General features: G+C 68.3%; 18 protein-coding genes and 3 tRNA genes. 4 read left to right on the plus strand and 17 right to left on the minus strand.

Translation table 11 applies throughout. The annotated features are described in order from the left end of the window. Positions 1-32 precede the first annotated feature (32 nt). The 8 genes from rpoB to OHA88_RS21040 all read right to left on the minus strand — a co-directional run bounded on the left by rpoB (position 33) and on the right by OHA88_RS21040 (position 8586). Positions 33-3518: a DNA-directed RNA polymerase subunit beta gene (rpoB, locus tag OHA88_RS21005; protein WP_267003021.1), complete on the minus strand. Its 3486-nt coding sequence runs from the start codon at positions 3516-3518 to the stop codon at positions 33-35. 598 nt (positions 3519-4116) lie between these two features. Further along, positions 4117-4500 carry a 50S ribosomal protein L7/L12 gene (gene rplL, locus OHA88_RS21010; RefSeq protein ID WP_030914109.1) on the minus strand — a complete coding sequence of 128 codons (384 nt, stop codon included), beginning with the start codon at positions 4498-4500 and terminating at the stop codon, positions 4117-4119. 85 nt (positions 4501-4585) lie between these two features. Further along, positions 4586-5146, minus strand: a complete 561-nt coding sequence (gene rplJ / locus OHA88_RS21015) for a 50S ribosomal protein L10 (protein WP_030914107.1) — start codon at positions 5144-5146, stop codon at positions 4586-4588. A 596-nt stretch (positions 5147-5742) separates the two neighbouring features. Then, positions 5743-6465 carry a 50S ribosomal protein L1 gene (rplA, locus tag OHA88_RS21020; RefSeq protein WP_267003026.1) on the minus strand — a complete coding sequence of 241 codons (723 nt, stop codon included), beginning with the start codon at positions 6463-6465 and terminating at the stop codon, positions 5743-5745. Between the two features lie 79 nt (positions 6466-6544). Beyond that, a complete protein-coding gene (gene rplK, locus OHA88_RS21025; RefSeq protein WP_030914099.1) occupies positions 6545-6979 on the minus strand; it encodes a 50S ribosomal protein L11 in 435 nt (144 codons plus the stop codon). 176 nt (positions 6980-7155) lie between these two features. Then, the gene (gene nusG, locus OHA88_RS21030) at positions 7156-8046 is read right to left on the minus strand and encodes a transcription termination/antitermination protein NusG (RefSeq protein WP_267003029.1); all 891 of its coding nucleotides are present in this window, start codon (positions 8044-8046) and stop codon (positions 7156-7158) included. 73 nt (positions 8047-8119) lie between these two features. Next, the gene (secE, locus tag OHA88_RS21035; RefSeq protein ID WP_267003030.1) at positions 8120-8407 is read right to left on the minus strand and encodes a preprotein translocase subunit SecE; all 288 of its coding nucleotides are present in this window, start codon (positions 8405-8407) and stop codon (positions 8120-8122) included. Between the two features lie 106 nt (positions 8408-8513). Continuing rightward, positions 8514-8586 (minus strand) — tRNA-Trp (locus OHA88_RS21040). A gap of 225 nt (positions 8587-8811) precedes the next feature. Here OHA88_RS21040 and OHA88_RS21045 point away from each other — a divergent pair. Both OHA88_RS21045 and OHA88_RS21050 read left to right on the plus strand, forming a co-directional pair. Continuing rightward, entirely contained in the window at positions 8812-10038 is a 1227-nt protein-coding gene (locus OHA88_RS21045) for a pyridoxal phosphate-dependent aminotransferase (protein WP_267003032.1), read from the plus strand. A gap of 156 nt (positions 10039-10194) precedes the next feature. Beyond that, on the plus strand, positions 10195-11217 hold the full coding sequence (locus tag OHA88_RS21050; protein ID WP_328626636.1) for an adenosine deaminase: 1023 nt from the start codon (positions 10195-10197) through the stop codon (positions 11215-11217). A 55-nt stretch (positions 11218-11272) separates the two neighbouring features. Here the strand turns inward: OHA88_RS21050 and OHA88_RS21055 are convergent, their stop codons facing one another. Beyond that, positions 11273-11884, minus strand: coding sequence for a TetR/AcrR family transcriptional regulator (locus OHA88_RS21055; RefSeq protein WP_328626637.1), 612 nt, complete (start codon positions 11882-11884; stop codon positions 11273-11275). An 86-nt stretch (positions 11885-11970) separates the two neighbouring features. On the opposite strand from OHA88_RS21055, the gene OHA88_RS21060 reads away from it, so the two are divergent. Beyond that, positions 11971-12606, plus strand: a complete 636-nt coding sequence (locus OHA88_RS21060) for an NAD(P)-dependent oxidoreductase (RefSeq protein ID WP_328626638.1) — start codon at positions 11971-11973, stop codon at positions 12604-12606. A 45-nt stretch (positions 12607-12651) separates the two neighbouring features. On the opposite strand, the gene OHA88_RS21065 is transcribed toward OHA88_RS21060, so the two are convergent. From OHA88_RS21065 to OHA88_RS21100, 8 genes are all read right to left on the minus strand, one after another. After that, the gene (locus tag OHA88_RS21065) at positions 12652-13707 is read right to left on the minus strand and encodes a UDP-N-acetylmuramate dehydrogenase (RefSeq protein ID WP_326628062.1); all 1056 of its coding nucleotides are present in this window, start codon (positions 13705-13707) and stop codon (positions 12652-12654) included. Positions 13708-13779: 72 nt separating this feature from the next. Further along, on the minus strand, positions 13780-15240 hold the full coding sequence (locus OHA88_RS21070) for an MFS transporter (protein ID WP_328626639.1): 1461 nt from the start codon (positions 15238-15240) through the stop codon (positions 13780-13782). 75 nt (positions 15241-15315) lie between these two features. Next, positions 15316-15864, minus strand: a complete 549-nt coding sequence (locus OHA88_RS21075; protein ID WP_328629749.1) for a TetR/AcrR family transcriptional regulator — start codon at positions 15862-15864, stop codon at positions 15316-15318. A gap of 145 nt (positions 15865-16009) precedes the next feature. Next, entirely contained in the window at positions 16010-16438 is a 429-nt protein-coding gene (locus tag OHA88_RS21080) for a MaoC family dehydratase (RefSeq protein ID WP_328626640.1), read from the minus strand. After that, the gene (locus tag OHA88_RS21085; RefSeq protein WP_328626641.1) at positions 16438-16890 is read right to left on the minus strand and encodes a MaoC family dehydratase N-terminal domain-containing protein; all 453 of its coding nucleotides are present in this window, start codon (positions 16888-16890) and stop codon (positions 16438-16440) included. Before OHA88_RS21085 ends, OHA88_RS21080 begins: the two co-directional genes overlap by 1 nt. A 118-nt stretch (positions 16891-17008) precedes the next feature. Continuing rightward, the gene (rpmG, locus tag OHA88_RS21090; protein ID WP_003956487.1) at positions 17009-17173 is read right to left on the minus strand and encodes a 50S ribosomal protein L33; all 165 of its coding nucleotides are present in this window, start codon (positions 17171-17173) and stop codon (positions 17009-17011) included. Positions 17174-17262: 89 nt separating this feature from the next. After that, a tRNA-Met gene (locus OHA88_RS21095) sits at positions 17263-17335 on the minus strand. 47 nt (positions 17336-17382) lie between these two features. Then, positions 17383-17455, minus strand: a tRNA-Thr gene (locus OHA88_RS21100). A gap of 333 nt (positions 17456-17788) precedes the next feature. Between OHA88_RS21100 and OHA88_RS21105 the strand changes: the two genes are divergently transcribed. Continuing rightward, positions 17789-19066, plus strand: coding sequence for an amidohydrolase family protein (locus tag OHA88_RS21105; RefSeq protein ID WP_328626642.1), 1278 nt, complete (start codon positions 17789-17791; stop codon positions 19064-19066). Positions 19067-19089: the final 23 nt, after the last annotated feature.

Here is a 19089-nt window from a genome sequence, read left to right on the forward strand (position 1 = left end):
GGGCCTCATGAGCGAGGCCCCGGCCAGACCCGTCAGACCTCTTCGACGCTGCTCGGCTCGCGCCGGGACAGGTCGATACCGAGCTCCTCCGCCGCGCGGAAGACGTCCTCGTCCGTGTCACGCATCTCGATGGACATGCCGTCCGAGGAGAGCACCTCCACGTTGAGGCAGAGCGACTGCATTTCCTTGATGAGCACCTTGAAGGACTCGGGGATGCCCGGCTCGGGGATGTTCTCGCCCTTGACGATGGCCTCGTAGACCTTCACGCGGCCGGTCACGTCGTCGGACTTGATCGTCAGCAGCTCCTGGAGGGCGTAAGCGGCGCCATATGCCTCCAGCGCCCACACCTCCATCTCACCGAAGCGCTGTCCACCGAACTGAGCCTTACCACCCAGCGGCTGCTGGGTGATCATGGAGTACGGGCCCGTCGAACGAGCGTGCAGCTTGTCGTCGACGAGGTGGTGGAGCTTGAGGATGTACATGTACCCGACCGAAACCGGGTCCGGGAACGGCTCGCCGGAGCGGCCGTCGAACAGGTGGGCCTTGCCGGAGGGCTGCACCAGGCGGTCGCCGTCGCGGTTCGGGATCGTGGCCTCGAAGAGACCGGAGATCTCGTCCTCGCGCGCACCGTCGAAGACGGGCGTGGCGACGTTGGTGCCGGGGGCGACCTGGTCGGCGCCGATGGCCTGCAGGCGCTTGGCCCACTCGTCACCGAGGCCGGAGACGTCCCAGCCACGGCTGGCGAGCCAGCCGAGGTGGATCTCCAGGACCTGTCCCGGGTTCATTCGGGACGGGACACCCAGCGGGTTGAGGATGATGTCGACCGGGGTGCCGTCCTCCAGGAACGGCATGTCCTCGATCGGGAGGATCTTCGAGATGACGCCCTTGTTGCCGTGACGGCCGGCGAGCTTGTCACCATCGGTGATCTTGCGCTTCTGCGCGACGTAGACGCGGACCAGCTGGTTCACGCCCGGCGGCAGCTCGTCGCCCTCTTCGCGGTCGAAGACGCGGACGCCGATGACCTTGCCGATCTCGCCGTGCGGGACCTTCAGCGAGGTGTCGCGCACCTCGCGCGCCTTCTCACCGAAGATCGCGCGGAGCAGGCGCTCCTCGGGGGTCAGCTCGGTCTCACCCTTGGGCGTGACCTTGCCGACGAGGATGTCACCGGCGACGACCTCGGCACCGATACGGATGATGCCGCGCTCGTCGAGGTCGGCGAGGACCTCTTCGGAGACGTTCGGGATGTCCCGGGTGATCTCCTCCGGGCCGAGCTTGGTGTCACGGGCGTCGACCTCGTGCTCCTCGATGTGGATCGAGGAGAGGACGTCGTCCTGCACGAGGCGCTGCGACAGGATGATCGCGTCCTCGTAGTTGTGGCCCTCCCACGGCATGAACGCCACGAGCAGGTTCTTGCCGAGCGCCATCTCACCGTTCTCGGTGGCCGGCCCGTCGGCGAGGACCTGGCCCTCGATGACCCGGTCGCCCTCGGAGACGACGACCTTCTGGTTGACCGAGGTGCCCTGGTTGGAGCGCGAGAACTTGGCGATGCGGTACGTGGTGTACGTGCCATCGTCGTTGGTGACGGTGATGTAGTCCGCGGAGACCTCCTGGACGACACCGTCCTTCTCGGCCTTCAGGACGTCACCGGCGTCGGTGGCGCAGCGGTACTCCATGCCCGTGCCGACGAGCGGGGCCTCCGACTTAATCAGCGGCACCGCCTGACGCATCATGTTCGCGCCCATGAGGGCACGGTTGGCGTCGTCGTGCTCCAGGAAGGGGATCATCGCGGTGGCGACGGACACCATCTGGCGCGGCGAGACGTCCATGTAGTCGACGTCGTCGCCCGGGATGTAGTCGACCTCTCCGCCACGACGGCGGACCAGGACGCGGGGCTCGGTGAACCGCATGTCCTCGGAGAGCGTCGCGTTCGCCTGGGCGATCACGAAGCGGTCTTCCTCGTCGGCGGTGATGTAGTCGACCTCGTCGGTGACCTGGCCGTCGACGACCTTGCGGTACGGCGTCTCGATGAAGCCGAACGCGTTGACACGTCCGTACGAGGCGAGCGAACCGATCAGACCGATGTTCGGGCCTTCAGGGGTCTCGATCGGGCACATGCGTCCGTAGTGGGACGGGTGCACGTCACGGACCTCGAAGCCGGCCCGCTCACGGGAGAGACCACCCGGGCCAAGCGCCGACAGACGGCGCTTGTGGGTGAGACCCGACAGCGGGTTGTTCTGGTCCATGAACTGCGACAGCTGGCTGGTGCCGAAGAACTCCTTGATGGAGGCGACGACCGGCCGGATGTTGATCAGGGTCTGCGGCGTGATCGCCTCGACGTCCTGAGTCGTCATGCGCTCACGCACGACGCGCTCCATACGGGCCAGACCCGTACGGACCTGGTTCTGGATGAGCTCGCCGACGTTACGCAGACGACGGTTGCCGAAGTGGTCGATGTCGTCGGTCTCGACGACGATCGAACGACCGGACTCACCGACCGTCTCGGTCTCCCCGGCGTGCAGCTTGACCAGGTACTTGATGGTCGCGATGACGTCGTCGGAGGTGAGCACGCCGGCGTCCAGCGGCTCTTCGGCGCCGAGCTTCTTGTTCACCTTGTAGCGGCCGACCTTCGCGAGGTCGTAGCGCTTCGGGTTGAAGTAGAGGTTCTCGAGCAGCGTCTGAGCAGCCTCGCGGGTGGGCGGCTCGCCCGGGCGCAGCTTGCGGTAGATGTCGAGCAGCGCGTCGTCCTGGCCCTGGGTGTGGTCCTTCTCCAGGGTGGCGCGCATGGACTCGTACTCGCCGAACTCCTCGAGGATCTGCTCGGTGGTCCAACCGAGAGCCTTCAGGAGGACGGTCACGGACTGCTTGCGCTTGCGGTCGATACGGACACCGACCATGTCGCGCTTGTCGATCTCCATCTCCAGCCAGGCACCCCGGGACGGGATGATCTTGGCGGAGAAGATGTCCTTGTCGGACGTCTTGTCGATCGAGGAGTCGAAGTAGACACCCGGCGAGCGCACGAGCTGCGACACGACGACACGCTCGGTGCCGTTGATGACGAAGGTGCCCTTGTTGGTCATGAGCGGGAAGTCGCCCATGAAGACCGTCTGGGACTTGATCTCGCCGGTCTCGTTGTTGGTGAACTCGGCCGTGACGAAGAGCGGGGCGGCGAACGTGAAGTCGCGCTCCTTGCACTCGTCGATCGAGTTCTTCGGGGGCTCGAAGCGGTGGTCGCGGAACGTAAGCGACATCGACCCGGAGAAGTCCTCAATCGGTGAAATCTCCTCGAAGATCTCCTCCAGGCCGGACTTGGTGGGGACGTCTTGTCCACTGTCCAGAGCAGCCTCGACGCGAGCCTTCCAGGCGGCATTGCCGAGGAGCCAGTCAAAGCTCTCGGTCTGCAGCGCGAGGAGGTTCGGAACCTCGAGGGGCTCCTTGATCTTTGCAAAAGAGATGCGCAGCGGGGCGGTGCTGGCACCGTTGTTCGTATTCGCGGTCGAGGCGTTGCGCGAGGCGGCCAAGAGGGGGTCCTTCCGAGGGCTCGGACTCACTACGCGCGTACCGGTCCCAAGTTGGACACGGTGACGGAAATCCCAGGTCAGGGACGATCAGTCATCGGTGTTCAAACATCGGGCATGCCCCTGGTGACGGGCAGGAGGCAGCTAACAGGCAGCGCAAAGGGTCAGTGTAGCCAAACGGCACACTGATGTCCAGTCCGGGTTCTCAGAGACCCTCGAAGCTCGCAACAGCTGTTCTCAACACCTATGAATCGCCCTCGCGCGGATGCGCTCTTCTTTACTGCCCTCTTCGCCAACGATCCATGCATCGGATCCGGATCGAGTGACGACGCGTCCTGAGAATTGCGCGCCGCGTGCGGTTCGTCAAGGCCCCCCTGCCGGACAGAGCCCCGAGACCCTCATCCGCCGCCTCTCGGCACCGGCCGCAAGCCCCCGTCGGAGGCGTACGGCGAAGATCACCATACTCGTCAGCCACGGAAGAGCAAGGCGAGCGCCTCGGGTACGCCGAAGGGCGACCACCCGGATGGGTGATCGCCCTTCGCGATGAGACGTCCGTGCCGTGCGGCACGAGCAGTCCAGACGAGTCAGAAGACTCGCAGGGTCACTTGACCTCGACCGAGGCGCCAGCGGCCTTGAGGGACTCGGCAGCCTTCTCGGCGGCCTCCTTCGCGACCTTCTCGAGGACCGGCTTCGGGGTGCCGTCGACGAGGTCCTTGGCCTCCTTCAGACCCAGGGAGGTCAGCTCACGCACGACCTTGATGACCTGGATCTTCTTCTCGCCGGCGCCGGTGAGGATGACGTCGAACTCGTCCTGCTCCTCGACGGCCTCGGCGGCGGCAGCAGCGCCACCGGCGGCGGCAACGGCGACCGGAGCGGCAGCCTTGACGTCGAACTTCTCCTCGAACGCCTTGACGAACTCGGAGAGCTCGATGAGGGTCAGGGTCTCGAACTGCTCGAGCAGCTCGTCCTGGGACAGCTTCGCCATGATGGCGTCCTTCCACTAAGTCGGCAGGTGCCGGGTGTATATGAAGGCGGGCGTACGGGCCCGCTGCGAGCCGTGGGGCGGAGTGTTACTCCGCCACCTCGGCGTCGGCGGGAGCCGGCGTACCGGCACCGCCCTGCTCGACCTTGGCGCGAAGGGCGTCCGCAGTGCGGACGAACTCCGACAGAGGGGCCTGGAAAGTCGCCGCGGCCTTGGCCATCGACGCCTTGATTCCACCGGCCACCTTGGCGAGCAGAACCTCGCGGGACTCGAGGTCCGCAAGCTTCTTGATCTCATCGGCGGACAGCGCCTTACCGTCAAGGACACCGCCCTTGATGATGAGGTTCGGGTTGTCCTTGGCGAAGTCACGAAGACCCTTCGCCGACTCCACCGGGTCACCGGTGACGAAGGCAACCGCCGTCGGGCCTGCGAACAGGTCGTCCAGCGTGTCGATCCCGGCCTCGTTGGCCGCAATCTTGGTCAGCGTGTTCTTCACCACGGCGTACTGGGCGTTCTCACCGAGCGAACGGCGCAGCTGCTTGAGCTGTGCCACGGTGAGACCCCGGTACTCGGTCAGCACAGCGGCGTTCGAGCTGCGGAACTGGTCCGCGAGCTCGGCTACCGCGGCAGCCTTGTCGGGCCTTGCCATGAGCGTCGGCCTCCTTCCGGGTGATGAGGACCGCTCAGAAGGGGCCGGGAAAAACGAAACGCCCCAGCACAAGTGCCAGGGCGCAGCTCGACCGGACAAAGTCCGGGAGCGTTCCACAGTCACCTGCGCAGGTCGTCCGCACTCAACGGATCCTTCGGTCACTGCACCCTCTTGCGAGAACACAGCAACGACCAGCGGTCTTTGGCTTCTGTAGGAGAGTACGCGACCGGGGTCGCGCCGAGCAAATCCGTCCCGGTTCGGGCGGTGCGGGAGGTTTAAGAAGTGCCCGCAGCGCTGCCCTGCCGCCGCTCCAGGGGCTTCTGGAGGTCGACGATGTGGGAGGCCGGGGCTCCTCGACGGTGACGTCGGTGCGGCCGGCCTGGCCAGGGCGTCGCAGGAGTGACGGATCCAGCGCCTGCCTGCCTGCCCGGCGAGCGCCTCGCCCATGTCGGCGGACTCCGTACGGTCGCCTCACGCCGACGCACGGCGCGGACAGCCACTGCTGCGCACGAGAACGAGGACGGGCCCCGCACCTCGAAAGGTTGCGGGGCCCGCCCATGTCACACGAGACGCGGCTTTCGTACGAGCGCGGAGGCTCAGACGGCGGCCGGGTCCTCCTCGACGAGGAGGTTACGGGTGCGGTTGGCGTCCAGCGGGATGCCGGGGCCCATCGTGGTGGCCAGCGTGGCCTTCTTGATGTAGCGGCCCTTGGCGGCGGACGGCTTCAGACGGAGGATCTCCTCCAGCGCCGCGGCGTAGTTCTCGACCAGCTTCGTGTCATCGAAAGAGACCTTGCCGATGATGAAGTGCAGGTTCGAGTGCTTGTCGACGCGGAACTCGATCTTGCCGCCCTTGATGTCGTTGACAGCCTTCGCGACATCGGGGGTGACCGTACCGGTCTTCGGGTTCGGCATCAGACCACGCGGACCGAGCACGCGGCCGAGGCGGCCGACCTTGCCCATGAGGTCCGGAGTGGCGACGACGGCGTCGAAGTCCAGACGGCCCTTCGCCACCTCGTCGATGAGCTCGTCGGCGCCGACGATGTCGGCGCCCGCGGCTTCCGCGGCCGCAGCACGGTCACCGGTCGCGAAGACCAGGACCCGGGCGGTCTTGCCGGTGCCGTGCGGGAGGTTCACGGTGCCACGGACCATCTGGTCGGCCTTGCGCGGGTCTACACCCAGGCAGAACGCGACCTCGACGGTGCCGTCGAACTTGGTGCTGGCGGTGTCCTTGGCGAGACGGACGGCCTCGAGGGGGGCGTAGTTGCGCTCCCGGTCGATCTTGGCGTCCGCAGCGCGGAGGTTCTTGCTGCGCTTCACTGCTGCTCCTGTGGTTTCAAGTGTGGAGGCGTGGTGCGGGCCAGCGCTTGGCCCTACCACTGAGGGACTACGGGGCTGATCAGCCCTCGACCGTGATGCCCATGGAACGGGCGGTGCCGGCGATGATCTTCGACGCGGCGTCCAGGTCGTTGGCGTTCAGGTCGGGCAGCTTGACCGTGGCGATCTCGCGGACCTGGGCGCTCGTGAGCTTCGCGACCTTGGTCTTGTGCGGCTCGCCGGAGCCCTTGTCCACACCTGCGGCCTTGAGGATGAGCTTGGCAGCCGGCGGGGTCTTCGTCACGAAGGTGAAGGAGCGGTCTTCGTAGACCGTGATCTCCACCGGCACGACCATGCCACGCTGCGACTCGGTCGCGGCGTTGTAGGCCTTGCAGAACTCCATGATGTTGACGCCGTGCTGGCCGAGCGCGGGGCCGACCGGCGGGGCCGGGTTGGCCGCACCGGCGTTGATCTGGAGCTTGATAAGCCCCGTGACCTTCTTCTTCTTGGGAGGCATTGCTCTCTCCGGGTCCTAGTGAGAGTTTTTCGCCATCATCCGGATCATCCGGATGCAGGCATACCGCACAACGATAACGGGTATAGCTGCGCGACCAAAAACCGAGCAGGTCAGACAGGCTGTAGAGCCTGTCTGACCTGCTCGGTAGGCATGTGTCCAGAAGTCGGCGAAAACCGTCAGTTCTTCTGGATCTGGTCGAAGCTGAGCTCGACCGGGGTCTCGCGACCGAAGATCTCGACGAGGCCCTTGACCTTCTTCGAGTCGGCGTTGATCTCGTTGATCGTCGCCTGCAGCGTCGCGAACGGGCCGTCGGTGACGGTGACCGAGTCGCCCACCTCGAAGTCCAGCACCTGGACCTCGACCTTGCGGGACGGAACCGGCTTGCCCTCGGCCTCTGCGGCCTCGCGGGCGGCCTTCTCCTCGGCCTCCGGGGCGAGCATCTTGACGATCTCGTCCAGGGTCAGCGGGTACGGGTCGTAGGCGTTGCCCACGAAGCCGGTGACACCGGGCGTGTTACGCACGACGCCCCAGGACTCGTTCGTCAGGTCCATGCGCACCAGGACGTAACCCGGGAGCTTGTTCTGACGGACGTTCTTGCGTTCGCCGTTCTTGATCTGGACGATCTCTTCCTCGGGCACTTCGGCCTGGTAGATGAAGTCCTCGACGTTGAGCGAGACGGCGCGCTGCTCCAGGTTGGCCTTCACACGCTTCTCGTAACCGGCGTACGTGTGGATGACGTACCACTCGCCGGGGAGACCGCGGAGCTCGTCACGCAGAGCGGTGACGGCGTCGACCGGAGCGGCCGGCTCGGCCTCTTCCTCGGTCTCGTCGTCGCCCTCGGCGGCCTCGTCCTCGCCGGACTCCTCATCGGAGTCGGCCGCAGCGGCCTCGTCCTCGACGTTCACGGCGGCCTGCTCGGCGGGCTCACCCGCGGCGTCGGCGTCGGCAGCTTCGGCCTGGTCCGGCTCCACAGCGTCAGCCGCCTCGACGATCTCGGCCTCGGCCTCGGCGGACTCGAAGGCGCCCGCCGTCGGCTCGACGGCGTCGTTCAGGTTCGGGTCAGACACGGTGGCTGCTTCTTCCTGGATACATATGGGTGGAACATGCGAAAGGGGCGCCCATGAGGCGCCCTCCGCGGGATCAGCCGAAGACGTACTTGATGACCCGCTGGAATCCGAAGTCAATCACGGTCACAAGACCAATCATGACGACCACGAAAACAATCACCACGGACGTGTACGTCGTCAGCTGATTGCGAGTCGGCCAGACAACCTTGCGCAACTCGGCGACGATCTGGCGGTAGAACAACGCGAGGCGACCCATGGGGCCCTTCTTTCCGCGCTTGCCGCCCTTCCGAGTCCTCTTCTTCGACTCGGGTACTTCATCCTCGGCATCAGGCATGTCGATGGAGCCCACGGCGTCCGTCACGCTTCTCACCTGATTCCGGGTCATGGCCGTGCCGCGCCCGGTGGAGCCGCACGGCGGTGCATTGAAGTACGTACATGCGCACACATCCTGGCGAAGGAGTGTGTAGCAGGGCCGGAGGGACTTGAACCCCCAACCGCTGGTTTTGGAGACCAGTGCTCTACCAATTGAGCTACGACCCTTTGTGGTTTCCACCAACCTACCGCATCTTCCCCGATGCTCCGGGTGCAGGAACGGTGCGGCTGGTGAAGGCCAACGACAGGTGAGTGTACGTGCTCAGCGGCCTGGCGTCGAACAGATAGCTCCGGACAACTCCTGTCCGGTTCTTGTCCGCATGCTGTCCGGGTGCTGTCCGGTCCCTGAAACCCCTGTGCCGACAGGGATTGCGGTCTGGGAGCATGGGGCCCATGAGCGCTGCAACTTCTCCCTCCGAGCGCCGGGTCTCCGCCCGCATCGGTGCAATCTCCGAGTCCGCCACTCTCGCCGTCGACGCCAAGGCCAAGGCCCTCAAGGCCGCCGGCCGTCCGGTGATCGGCTTCGGTGCCGGTGAGCCCGACTTCCCGACCCCTGGCTACATCGTCGACGCCGCGGTCGAGGCCTGCCGCAACCCGAAGTACCACCGCTACACCCCTGCGGGCGGGCTCCCCGAGCTCAAGGCCGCCATTGCAGAGAAGACGCTGCGCGACTCCGGTTACCAGGTCGACGCCTCCCAGATCCTGGTGACCAACGGCGGCAAGCAGGCCATCTACGAGGCGTTCGCCGCGATCCTCGACCCGGGCGACGAGGTCATCGTCCCGGCGCCGTACTGGACCACCTACCCCGAGTCGATCCGTCTCGCCGGCGGTGTCCCGGTGGAGGTCGTGGCCGACGAGACCACCGGCTACCGGGTCTCCGTCGAGCAGCTGGAGGCGGCACGCACCGAGCGTACGAAGGTCGTCCTGTTCGTCTCCCCGTCGAACCCGACCGGTGCGGTGTACAGCGAGGCCGACGCCAAGGCGATCGGTGAGTGGGCCGTCGAGCACGGCCTGTGGGTGCTCACCGACGAGATCTACGAGCACCTGGTCTACGGCACCGCGAAGTTCACGTCGCTGCCCGCGCTCGTGCCCGCTCTGCGTGACAAGTGCATCGTGGTCAACGGTGTCGCCAAGACGTACGCGATGACCGGCTGGCGCGTGGGCTGGCTCATCGGCCCCAAGGACGTCGTCAAGGCCGCGACCAACCTGCAGTCGCACGCCACCTCCAACGTCTCCAACGTCGCCCAGATCGCCGCGCTGGCCGCCGTCTCGGGGAACCTGGACGCGGTCGCCGAGATGCGGACCGCCTTCGACCGCCGTCGGCAGACCATCGTGCGGATGCTCAACGAGATCGACGGCGTGCTGTGCCCGGAGCCCGAGGGCGCGTTCTACGCGTACCCGTCGGTGAAGGCGCTGCTCGGCAAGGAGATCCGCGGCAAGCGCCCGGCCACCTCGGTCGAGCTGGCGGCCCTGATCCTGGACGAGGCCGAGGTCGCGGTCGTTCCGGGCGAGGCCTTCGGCACGCCGGGCTACCTGCGGCTTTCGTACGCACTGGGCGACGAGGACCTCGCCGAGGGCGTGTCGCGGCTCCAGAAGCTGCTGGGCGAGGCGAAGGACTGACCTCCCGCCCCCGCTCAGGTGCCCCCCGGCCGAGGCCGGGGGGCACCTTTTTTGTGCACATTTTCGATCGTGCTGTCGTACGGGCTTGCGTTCGAGGATCAACTCGATGGGGAATCCCGCTACCGCGACAGCCCACGGGTGCGGCAGGATCTTCGAATGGAGCGTGACGTACGGCTGTTGCCCAAGGCCCATCTGCACTTGCATTTCACCGGGTCGATGCGGCCCACGACGCTGCTCGAACTCGCCGACAAGTACGGCGTACGGCTGCCCGAGGCACTGACCGGTGGCGAGCCGCCCAGACTGCGGGCGACGGACGAGCGCGGCTGGTTCCGCTTCCAGCGGCTCTACGACATCGCCCGGTCCTGCCTGCGGGCGCCCGAGGACATCCAGCGACTGGTGCGCGAGACGGCCCAGGAGGACGTCGCGGACGGCTCCGGCTGGCTGGAGATCCAGGTCGACCCCACCTCGTACGCCCCGCTCCTCGGCGGGCTCATCCCGGCGATCGAGATCATCCTGGACGCGGTGGACTCCGCGGCGCGCGAGACCGGGCTCGGGATCCGTGTGGTGATCGCGGCGAACCGGATGAAGCACCCGCTGGACGCGCGGACGCTGGCCCGGCTCGCGGTGCGGTACTCGGACCGGGGGGTCGTCGGCTTCGGACTCTCCAACGACGAGCGGCGCGGAATGGCGCGCGACTTCGACCGGGCCTTCGCCATCGCCAGGGAGGGCGGGCTGCTGGCGGCCCCGCACGGCGGCGAACTGGCCGGCCCATCGAGTGTGCGGGACTGCCTGGACGACCTCGACGCGGCCAGGATCGGTCACGGCGTCCGGGCCGCCGAGGACCCACGGCTGCTGCGCAAGCTGGCGGAGCGCGGGGTGACCTGCGAGGTGTGCCCGTCGTCGAACGTGGCCCTGGGCGTCTACGAGAAGCCTGCGGACGTACCCCTGCGCACTCTGTTCGAGGCCGGCGTGCCGATGGCGCTCGGCGCGGACGACCCGCTGCTCTTCGGGTCCCGCCTCGCCGCACAGTACGAGCTCGTACGGCACCACCACGCGTTCACCGACGAGGAGCTGGCGGAGCTGGCACGGCAGTCGGTGCGGGGGTCGGCGGCGCCCTCCGACGTACGGGCGCGGTTGCTGGCGGGGGTCGACGACTGGCTGGCAAAGCCGGCCGGCTAGCCGCCGCCGCCTCCGGGCACCCCTGTGGGGGCCCGGGCCGGCCTTGTGCGTGGGCTCAGGCCTGTGTGCCGATCCCGTGCAGCACCGTCCGCGCGACGGATGCGGCGAATTCGTCCAGAGACTGCGGTGGCCGGCCCTCCTCCGTCGCGTCGTACGCGAACGCGCGCTGGACACAGGCGCCGAGCAGCAGCGACGCGGCCGCGTAGGTGTCGGCGCCGGGCCGTACGCGGCCGGCCGCCTGTTCGCTGCGGAGATAGCCCGCGACGCCCCGGATCGGTATGTGCGGGCCGGTGCCGAGCTCGCGCATGGCCGCGTCGTGGCGGCTCTTGAGCCGCGGCTCGGCGTAGAGCGAGGCGGCGATCGGGAAGCTCTGGGCGTAGAAGAGCGCGGCCTCGCGGGCGATGTCGGTGAGATTCTCCTCGACGGTCCGCTCCCCCGCCCCCGGGTCGGCGGTCAGCCGCCGCAGCAGCGGGTTGAGCTTGGGCAGCCGTTCCTTGAGCACGGCCACGAACAGTTCTTCCTTGCTGGGGAAGTGCTTGTAGAGCGCCGCCTCCGAGCAGCCCGCGGCCCGGGCGATCTCCTTGGTGGTGGCCCGTGCCAGGCCGATGGTGAGCATCAGCTGGTGGGCGGCGTCGATGATGCGGCCCCGGGCCGGCTTCTGCTCCATGGGCACTCCAATGAGGCTTGACGCGTGGTGAGTATCCACTCACTCTAGGGGTGAGTGAATACTTACCCACCCCAGGAGGGTGCGCAATGAGACTCACGGTGTTCGGCGCTACAGGCGGCATCGGCCAGGAGATCGTCCGCCAGGCCGTGACGGCGGGCCACGAGGTGACGGCGGTGGTCCGCGATCCGGCGCGGCTGCCGGTTCCGCTCGCCGACGTCACGGTCCACACCACCGCGCGGATCGACGATCCGGAGGGGCTGCGCGAGGCGGTCGCCGGTCGGGACGCGGTGCTCTCGGGGCTCGGCTCGCGCGGCCGGAAGGCCGACGGGATCGCCGAACGGCTCACCGGCTCGGTGATCCGGGCGATGGAGGCCGAGAGGACGCGACGGCTGCTCGTGGTGAGCGCGGCCCCGGTCGCGCCCGAGCCCGCGGACGACCCGCTGCTGGACCGGATGATGCTGAAGGCGATCGGCGCGATCCTCAAGGAGGTCTACGCCGACCTGACCCTGATGGAGGGTGCGCTGGCCCGCAGCGCCACGGACTGGACGTCGGTGCGGCCGCCGAAGCTCACCAACGGGCCGCTGACGGGGAGGTACCGGACGGTCTACGGCAGCAACCCGCGCAGCGGCAGGTCCATCTCGCGGGCCGATGTGGCACACGCGATGCTGGCGCTGATCGACGATCCGGCTGCGGTCAAGCAGGGCGTGGGCGTGGCGTACTGACGCCACTGCCCCCCGGCGTCCCCGAAAGCTCGGAAGGCGGGGACCTCAGAGGCTGACGCCGACCGTCACCGGTTCATTGACGAGCGTGACGCCGAAGACCTCGTGGACGCCTGCCACGACCTCGCGGGCCAGCGCGAGCAGATCCTCGGTGGTCGCCCCGCCGCGGTTGGTGAGGGCGAGCGTGTGTTTGGTGGAGATACGGGCGGGGCCGGTGCCGTACCCCTTGGTGAAACCGGCCCGGTCGATGAGCCAGGCCGCCGAGGTCTTGGTGTGTCCCCCGTCCGCCGGGAAGGCGGGGGGCGTCACCTCGGGGCCGAGCCGGTCCTTGGCGCGGGCGAGGAACGCCGCGTACTGCGCGCCGTCGAGGATCGGGTTGGTGAAGAAGGAGCCCGCCGACCAGGTGTCGTGGTCCTCCGGGTCGAGCACCATGCCCTTGCCGGCGCGCAGCCGCAGCACGGTCTCGCGGGCGGCCGTCGCAGGCACCCGTTCGCCCTGCTCGACGCCCATGGCGCGGGCCGTTTCGGGGTACTTCAGGGGCGCGGAGAGACCACCCGCGTCTTCCAGCTCGAACCGGACACGCAGGACCACGAAGCGGTCGGGTTCGGCCTTGAAGCGACTGTGCCGGTACGAGAATGCGCACTCGTCATTCGGGATGGTGACCGTTTCGCGGGTGTACCGGTCGTAGGCGACGACCTCCGTGATGGTCGACGCCACCTCCTGGCCGTACGCACCGACGTTCTGGATCGGCGTCGCGCCCGCGGAGCCGGGGATTCCGGCCAGGCATTCGATACCGGCGAGACCGGCCTCGACGGTCCGGGTGACGGCGTCCGTCCACACCTCTCCGGCGGCCAGTTCCAGCGCCGTGCCGACCAGCTCGAACCCCTTGGTCGCGATGCGCAGGGCGGTGCCGTCGAAGCCCTTGTCGCCGATGACCAGGTTGCTGCCGCCACCGATGACGAGGAGCGGCGTACCGCTGTCGTCGGCCTCGCGCACGGCTGCGACCACCTCGGCGTCGGTCGTCGCCGTGAGGAGGCGGGCCGCGGGGCCGCCGAGCCGGAAGGTGGTCAGGGGGGCGAGGGGGGCGTCGTGGAGTTCCTGCACGGGGACAAGAGTACGGTCCGTGACCCCGCCGCTCGGGCGGGGCCACGGACCGCGTACGCAGAGGGCCATGGATCAGGCTGCGACCGGGGCCCGCCCCTCGGCGGGCTCCGCACCCGCCATCGGGTCCGACTCCGGGTCCACCGCGGGCGCCGGTGCGGTGCGGCGCCCCGGGATCAGCAGGGCGGCGACCGCGGCGAGTACCACCGCCCCGGCGCCGATCCAGATTGCCGGAACGGTCCCGTCCGTGAAGGACTGCGCGGAGCCGTAACCGCCCTGCGCCGAGAAGACCGAGGCCAGTACCGCGACACCGAGGGCGCCACCGACCTCGCGCAGGGAGTTGTTGGCGCCGGAGGCGATGCCCTGCTCGGCGGGGCGGACGCTGGACATCACCAGGCTGGCGGCCGGCGCGAAGTAGAGCGCCATTCCGATGCCGCCGATCATCAGGGCGGGCAGCTGGGCCGTGTACGGGGCGTCGGGGGCGATGATCATGGCGAAGAGGGCCAGTCCCACGGCCTGGAGCGCGAGGCCGGTGACGACGACCGGACGGCCGCCGAACCGGTCGGAGAGATATCCGGCGATCGGGGCGACCAGCATCGGCATGCCCGTCCAGGGCAGCATCCGCAGCCCGGCCTCGCTCGGCGAGTAGCCCAGCACGCCCTGGAAGTACTGGCTGAGGAGGAAGATCGAGCCGAACATCCCGAGGAACATCAGCAGGCCGGCCATGTTGATCCCGAAGAAGCCGCGGTTGCGGAAGAGCCGCATGGGCAGCATCGGGTTCTTCGCGTGAAAGCCGTGGTGGATGAATCCGCCGATCAGCGCGGTACCGGCGATCAGCCCGGTGAGGACCGTGGGGCTGGTCCAGCCGTCGGCGTTGGCACTGACCAGCCCGTAGACGATGCCGAAGAGGCCGCCGCTGACCAGGAGGGTGCCGGGGATGTCGAGCCGGGCGTTCGGGGCGTACGACTCCGCCAGACGCAGCCGGGCCAGCGGCAGCAGAACCAGGCCGATCGGCACGTTCAGCCAGAAGATCCACTGCCAGGACAGGTGCTCGGTGAGGCTGCCGCCGATCAGGGGCCCGCTGGCGACGGCAAGTCCGGTGACGGCGCTGAAGATGCCGAGCGCCATGCCGCGGCGGGCGGCGGGCACGGCGGCCGTGAGCAGGGTGAGCGTCAGCGGCATCATGATCGCCGCACCCACCCCCTGGACGGCCCGGAAGGCGATCAGCTCATTGATCCCGGACGACAGGGCCGCGGCGGCGGAGGCGCCGGTGAAGACGGTGAGCCCGGCGAGGAAGAGCCGCCGCCGGCCGAACCGGTCACCGAGGGCCGCACCGAGCATCAGCAGCACGGCGAAGGTCAGGGTGTACGCGTTCACCGTCCATTCGAGCTCCGCCAGTTCGCCGCCGAGGCTCTTGCGGATGGAGGGCAGGGCGGTGGTGACGACGAGATTGTCGAGCGCGGCCATGAAGCCGGCGACGCTGGTGATGACGAGGGCCCAGACCGCTCCTGAGCGGCCGGTGGTGTGCTGGCTCACTGCTCCCCCTGAGGGTTAGTTATTGATGACTAACTTTGATGGGCAGAAAACCGGGCCGAACCCGGGTCGCACTGTTCAGACGGTCGGCCGCGCCGAGGGATAGAAACCGGCCCAGACCCGGTGGTCGGGCGGGAAGCCGAGCGAGGCCAGGGTGTTGATGAGCATGCCGTACGCGAGGAATGTCGTGGTCTCGCCGATGTCGGCGCCGAGCGCGAGGTGGATCTCGTCCCACATCTGCAGCCAGCCGGCCCGCACCGACTCGCCGAACTCATGGTCCCCGGCGGCCTCGGCCGCGGCGATGGCCGCGTACATCTGCATCTGCAGCAGCAGCTTGTCGGGGTCGTCGACGATGAGGCGCTGATACGCCGCCGCCATGGCCTGGAGCGCTTCCTCGCCCTCCAGGCCGTCACCGGCCTCGGCGAAGACCTTCCGGGTGTCCGCCAGGCAGCGGTCGGAGGCGGCGAGGAACATGGCCTGCTTGCTCGGGAAAAGGCGGAAGAGGTACGGCTGCGAGACGCCGACCCGCTTGGCGATCGCCTCCGTGGAGGTGGCGTTGTACCCGCCGCGGGCGAACTCGGCGACCGCCGCGAGGATGACGCTCTCGCGCCGCTCTTCTGCACTCATCCTGGCCATGCGGCTAAGTTAGTACTCAATCACTAACTTGGTCAAGCGGTATGCGACGGCACTCGGAAAGCCGCACAAGGAGCCGACGCGTAAGGGGCACCCACCCAAAGGCGGATGCCCCTTACGCACAGATCGACTCAGCGGCTCAGGCGAGCTGCACAACGGCGCGGGACATGCCCAGCACCTTCTTGCCCTCACTCATCGCCGTCAGGTCCACCCGCACCTGGTTGTCGTCCAGCAGGGCGGCCACCTTGGCGCTGACCTCGACCAGCGCACCCTTGTCGTCGTTCGGCACGACGACCGGCTTGGTGAACCGCACCCCGTACTCCACGACCGCACCCGGGTCCCCGACCCAGTCCGTGACCACCCGGATCGCCTCGGCCATGGTGAACATGCCGTGCGCGATCACATCCGGCAGCCCGACCTCACGCGCGAACTTCTCGTTCCAGTGGATCGGGTTGAAGTCACCGGAGGCACCCGCGTACTGCACCAGCATCGCGCGGGTCACCGGGAACGACTGCGCCGGCAGCTCCGTACCGACCTCGACCGACTTGTACGCAACCTTCGCCGTCATCACGCCTCCTCGGCGGCGCGCGCCACCAGCTTCGTCCACGCGGTCACGACATGCTCGCCGGCCTCGTCGTGGACCTCGCCACGGATGTCGAGGATGTCGTTGCCCGCGAGGGACTTGATGCCCTCGATCGTCGAGGTGACCGTCAGCCGGTCCCCCGCCCGCACCGGACGCACGTACGCGAACTTCTGGTCACCGTGCACCACACGGCTGTAGTCCAGACCCAGCTGCGGGTCCTGCACCACCCGCCCCGCGGCCTTGAATGTGATCGAGAAGACAAAGGTGGGGGGCGCGATCACATCGGAATGCCCGAGCGCACGGGCAGCCGCCGGATCCACGTACGCCGGATTGGAGTCGCCCACCGCCTCGGCGAACTCGCGGATCTTCTCCCGGCCGACCTCGTACGGCGCGGTGGGCGGATAGGTCCGCCCCACGAAGGACTGGTCGAGCGCCATGGGCTCGCTACCTCCTGATGGAAAGACGAATGGGCCGAGGAGCAGCCCTGCACAGAACAGCCCTATACAACGACACGAGGCCGCCCCCAGTGGGGACGGCCTCGTGTACGAGCCTGATTCAGCGGGTTTCGCGGTGCGCAGTGTGCGAGTTGCAGCGCGGGCAGTGCTTCTTCATCTCAAGACGGTCCGGGTTGTTACGCCGGTTCTTCTTGGTGATGTAGTTCCGCTCCTTGCACTCCACGCAGGCCAGCGTGATCTTCGGGCGGACGTCGGTGGCAGCCACGTGAGTGCTCCTTGGACGGACGGATGGACGGATGAACGCAAAAAAGAGTAGCCGATCGAAGGACCGACCCCACAATCGGCTACCGTAAGTAGCGGTGACCGGACTTGAACCGGTGACACAGCGATTATGAGCCGCTTGCTCTACCGACTGAGCTACACCGCTTTGATGCCGGATCCCCCCGCCGTGAGGCGGGGTTCCCCGATCACCAGAGCCCCAATACGGAATCGAACCGTAGACCTTCTCCTTACCATGGAGACGCTCTACCGACTGAGCTATTGGGGCGAGCGATGAAGACATTACACGGTCCCTCGCCGATCGCCCAAATCCGTTTCGGAGCCCCCCACCGAGACGTAGATCGCCACCGCCCCGATCCCTTTGATCAGCCACTCGTCCCCAGCCCGTCGAAGACCGGACCGGCCACCTGATCAGCGACTTGATCCACCCCCGGCCACCCCCGGTCCGGGCACCGCACCGACCGCCCCGGCCGCCCACACCCGCCCCGTGGCCCGCACCAGGCCACACCGGTACGACTATTTCGCCCCTGCTCGAACCGGGACGAACACGCCCCTAGGCTCGACTCACTCTGCGTGATCTTGCAACCCATCCAGGAGCACGATGCCCGACAGCCAGCCACGGCAGCCGGACGACCCCGCCGCCGACCTCGCCAGCACCACCGAAGCCACCCCGCTGGTGCTGTGCGGCGCCCGTCTCACCGACGGCCGCATCGTGGACGTACGGCTCGGCGGCGGCCGCATCGAAGCTGTCGGAACCACAGGCAGCCTGACCGCACCCGGCGCCCGCGTGGACCTCCGCGGCTACCTCCTGCTCCCCGCCCCCGCCGAACCCCACGCCCACAGCGACACCGCGCTCACCGCCGACAGCGCGGGCCCCCACAGCCGCGGACCCGCCTCGCACCACCCCGAGGACATCCAGCGCCGCGCCACCGAAGCCGCCCTCCTGCAACTCGGCCACGGCGCCACCGCACTGCGCTCACACGTACGGATCGGCGACGCAACCGGGCTCGCCCCGCTCGAAGCGATACTGCAGGCACGCCACTCACTGCGCGGACTCACCGACCTCACCCCGGTCGCCGTACCCCGCCTGCTCACCGGAACCGCGGGCGCCGACAGCCTCGCGATGCTCCGCGACGCGGTGAAGATGGGGGCCGGCGTCGTCGGCGGCTGCCCCGACCTCGACCCCGACCCGGCCGGATACGCCGAAGCCGTCCTGGACATCGCCGCGGAACACGGCTGCCCCGTCGACCTGCATACGGACGGTGACGATCCCGCCCGCCTCACCCGCCTCGCCGCCATGGCGGCCGGCCTGCGGCCCGGAGTCTCGATCGGCCCGTGCGCCGGCCTCTCCCACCTCCCCCCGCAGACCACGATCCGCGCCGCCGATCAGCTCGCCGCCGCCGGAGTGACCGTCATCTGCCTCCCCCAGGGCGGCTGCTGCGCGGCGGAACGCCGGGGCACGGCACCGGTACGGCTCCTGCGCGCGGCCGGAGTGCGCGTCGCGGCCGGCAGCGGGGCACTGCGCGACGTCGCCAACCCGGTCGGCCGAGGCGACCCGCTGGAGGCCGCCTACCTGCTGGCCTCACAGAGCGGACTACGGGCCGAGGACGCGTACGACACGGTGTCCACCGCCGCCAGAAAGGCCATGGGGCTGCCCGAAGTGCGCGTCGAAGCAGGCTTCCCCGCCGAACTCCTCGCCGTACGCGGCGAACGACTCCCGGGCGTGCTCTCCCTCGCATACAGCCGGATCGTCGTGCACCGCGGACGGGTAGTGGCACGCACGAGCGCGGTACGCGAGTACTGCGACTCGGAGACCGTCGTGGCCCTCGACCTGCCGCGCCAGGGACGACCGGATTCCGGTCCGGGCGGCGGGCCTTGAGCGGGGCGGCGCGCTGCGGCGTA

It is taken from the genome of Streptomyces sp. NBC_00353 (genome assembly GCF_036108815.1).
In the GTDB taxonomy this organism is placed as follows: domain Bacteria; phylum Actinomycetota; class Actinomycetes; order Streptomycetales; family Streptomycetaceae; genus Streptomyces.